Origin of the sequence: Streptomyces sp. NRRL B-24572, assembly GCF_002156145.1 — a bacterium.
Taxonomy (GTDB): Bacteria; Actinomycetota; Actinomycetes; order Streptomycetales; family Streptomycetaceae; genus Streptomyces; species Streptomyces vietnamensis.
In genome coordinates this window covers 1-3,022 of sequence record NZ_MWIG01000959.1, presented here as the reverse complement: position 1 = coordinate 3,022, position 3,022 = coordinate 1, and the positions used below count along the sequence as shown (strand labels likewise).

Below are 3,022 nucleotides of genomic sequence, written 5' to 3'. Positions count from 1 at the left end.
GCGTCCGGCGGCGAGCTGTCCCGCGTGATGCTCGCCGTGGAGGTCGTCTTCGCCGGGGTGCGGGGCGAGCAGCAGCTCGACCTCGTCGGCGCCGGACGGGCCGTAGGCGACCCGGCGGCCGCCGACCTCGACGCCCTCCTCGTCCTCGGTCTGGGCGATGGCGAAGGACACGCGCGCGTGCGGCATGGCGAGCGAGGCGAGTTCGGCGGTGACCGCCTCGGCGAACCGGGCGGCGGTCTCCGTGCGCGCGTCGGTGAGCGCCTGCGCGAGCACCGACAGCTCGTCGCGCAGCCGGTCCCGTTCGGCGGTGAGCTCCTCGATGCGGTCGTCGTCGCCTTCGAGCTCGCCGAGCCGCCCGGCGCTCTCCTCGGCCCAGGCGAGGACGGCGGCGATGTCCTCGCCGTACTTCCGGGTGAGCTGGGTGAGCAGGGCACGCCGCTCCTCGACGGCGGCGAGCCGCAGCGGGTCGGCGTCGAGGTCGTCGGCGTATCCGGCCAGTTCCTGCGCCACGTCCGAAAGGAGGATGGAGATCTCGCCCATCCGGTCGGCGAGCCCGGCGAGCGCCGGATCGTGCGACCGTACGGCCTCCAGGGCCCGGCCCGCGCCCGCGACCAGGGTGGTCGCGTCGACGGCCTCGGGGTCCTCGGGGTTGCCCGCGAGCGCGCCGTGCGCGAGCGCGGCGGCGGAGGCGAGGGCCTCGGCGTGGCCGAGCCGCTCGGCCTCGGCGGCGAGTTCGACGTCCTCGCCCACGCGCGGCTCGACGGCCTCGATCTCGCCGAGCCCGAAGCGCAGCAGATCGGCCTCCTGGGCCCGCTCACGCGCCCGCGTGGTGATCTCGTCCAGCTCGGCGGTGACGGCCCGCAGCCGCCGGTACGCCTCGCCGTAGGCGGCGAGCGGCACGGAGACGGCCTCGCCCGCGTACCGGTCGAGCGCGCCGCGCTGCCGGGCGGGCTTGAGCAGGCCCTGCTGGTCGGTCTGGCCGTGGACGGCGACGAGGTCGTCGGCGAGTTCGGCGAGCAGCCCGACGGGCACGGAGCGCCCGCCGAGGTGGGCGCGCGAGCGTCCCTCGGCGGAGACCGTACGGCTGACGAGGAGCACGCCCTCGTCGAGCTCGGCACCGGCCTCCTCGGCGCGCACGGCGACGGACGAGCCCGGGGGCACGCTGATCCGCCCCTCGACGACGGCCGACGCCGCGCCGATCCGCACCAGGGCCGGGTCGGCACGTCCGCCGAGCAGCAGCCCCAGGCTGGTCACGACCATCGTCTTGCCCGCACCGGTCTCACCGGTCACCGCGGTGAAGCCGGGCGACAGCTCGACCACCGCGTCGTCGATGACCCCGAGCGACCGTATCCGCATCTCCTCCAGCACGCCCCAGACCATACGAGGTTTCCCGGGTCGGATGCGACATCGCCCCCGTGCGTAACCCCCGGGAGCACCACTCGTTACGGAGCGGGCCGGGGATCAGCGCGGTGCGCCCCGCCACCCCGACACAGGCAGGGCGAACTTGGCGACGAGCCGGTCGGTGAAGGAGGCGTGGTGCAGCCGGGCGAGCCGCACGGGCACGGCACCGCGCCGGACCTCGACGCGCGCGCCCGCCGGGAGTTCCACGGTCCGCCGCCCGTCGCACCACAGCACCCCGTGCGGGGTGTGCGGCTCGACCTCGACGGCGAGCACCGACTGGGGGGTGGTGACGAGGGGCTTGGCGAAGAGGGCGTGGGCCCCGATCGGGACCATGAGGAGCGCCTCGACCTCGGGCCAGACGACGGGCCCGCCCGCCGAGAAGGCGTACGCGGTGGACCCGGTGGGGGTCGCGCAGATCACCCCGTCGCAGCCGAAGCCGGTCACCGGGCGCCCGTCGATCGCGAGGACGACCTCCAGCATCCGTTCCGGGGAGACCTTCTGCACGGCGGCCTCGTTGAGCGCCCAGTCGCGGTGCAGGACGTCGCCGTTCTCGTACACGGTGACGTCGAGGGTCATCCGCTCCTCGACCTCGTACGCCTTGGTGACGACCCGGTCGACGACCTTGTCGAGGTCGTCGCGCTCGGCCTCCGCGAGGAAGCCGACGCGCCCCAGGTTGACGCCGAGCATGGGCACGCCGGAGGCGCGGGAGAACTCGGCGCCGCGCAGCAGGGTGCCGTCGCCGCCGAGGACGACGAGGAGTTCACAGCCGTCGAGCGCGTCGGAGCAGGCCTCCGGCACCTTCTCGACGGACGGCGGCAGCGGCAGGTCCGCGGCTTCGGCCTCCAGGACGCGGACGCCGATGCCGCTCCGCAGCAGCCCCAGGACGACCAGTTCGGCGCTGCGCACGGCGGCCGGACGGCCGGTGTGCGCGAGCAGGAAGACGGTGCGTGTTGTTCCCGATGATGCTGCTGCAGTTGAGTTCAACGAGGTCCCTCCGCCACGGCGCGGTCGACGTCCGCCGGATCCAGCGCGGGCGCGCCTGCCCGCAGCCACAGAAAGTACTCGACGTTGCCCGAGGGGCCGGGCAGCGGGCTGGCGGTGACGCCGAGGACGCCGAGGCCGAGCTCTCCGGCCTGCCGGGCCACGTTCTTCACGGCGTCCGCGCGGAGTTCGGCGGAGCGTACGACTCCGCCGGTGCCGAGCCGTTCCTTGCCCACCTCGAACTGCGGCTTGACCATCAGGACGAGGTCGGCTCCGGGCGCCGTGCAGGCCGCGAGGGCGGGCAGGACGAGTCCGAGCGGGATGAAGGACAGGTCACCGACGACGAGGTCGACGGGGACGCCGTCGATGGCGTCGAGCGTCAACTCGCGTACGTTCGTGCGGTCCTTCACGGTGACGCGCTCGTCGCTCTGCAGCGACCAGGCGAGCTGTCCGTAGCCGACGTCGACGGCGACGACGTGGACCTCGTCGTCGGTGACCTGTCCTTCATCCCGCTCGGACTCGTCCTGCCCGCCCTCGCGGCCTGCACGGCGCCCGGAGCCGCCCTCGTCCTGATGGTCAAGCCGCAGTTCGAGGTGGGCAAGGAACGGCTCGGCACCGGCGGAGTCGTACGCTCCGCCGA

The 3,022-nt window shown here is 74.3% G+C and carries 4 protein-coding genes; 1 reads left to right on the top strand and 3 read right to left on the bottom strand.

The genetic code is table 11. The features are described from left to right. From CCN56_RS38815 to CCN56_RS38805, 3 genes are all read right to left on the bottom strand, one after another. Positions 1–1,380: AAA family ATPase (locus CCN56_RS38815; RefSeq protein ID WP_086832326.1), on the bottom strand; the 1,380-nt coding region annotated here is incomplete at its 3' end. Between the two features lie 81 nt (positions 1,381–1,461). Next, positions 1,462–2,385, bottom strand: coding sequence for an NAD kinase (locus CCN56_RS38810; protein ID WP_086832325.1), 924 nt, complete (start codon positions 2,383–2,385; stop codon positions 1,462–1,464). Further along, a complete protein-coding gene (locus CCN56_RS38805; RefSeq protein ID WP_373412959.1) occupies positions 2,382–2,816 on the bottom strand; it encodes an SAM-dependent methyltransferase in 435 nt (144 codons plus the stop codon). Before CCN56_RS38805 ends, CCN56_RS38810 begins: the two co-directional genes overlap by 4 nt. A gap of 42 nt (positions 2,817–2,858) precedes the next feature. On the opposite strand from CCN56_RS38805, the gene CCN56_RS46045 reads away from it, so the two are divergent. Further along, positions 2,859–3,022 (top strand): SAM-dependent methyltransferase (locus CCN56_RS46045; protein WP_373412958.1); only part of this gene is annotated, 164 nt, incomplete at its 3' end.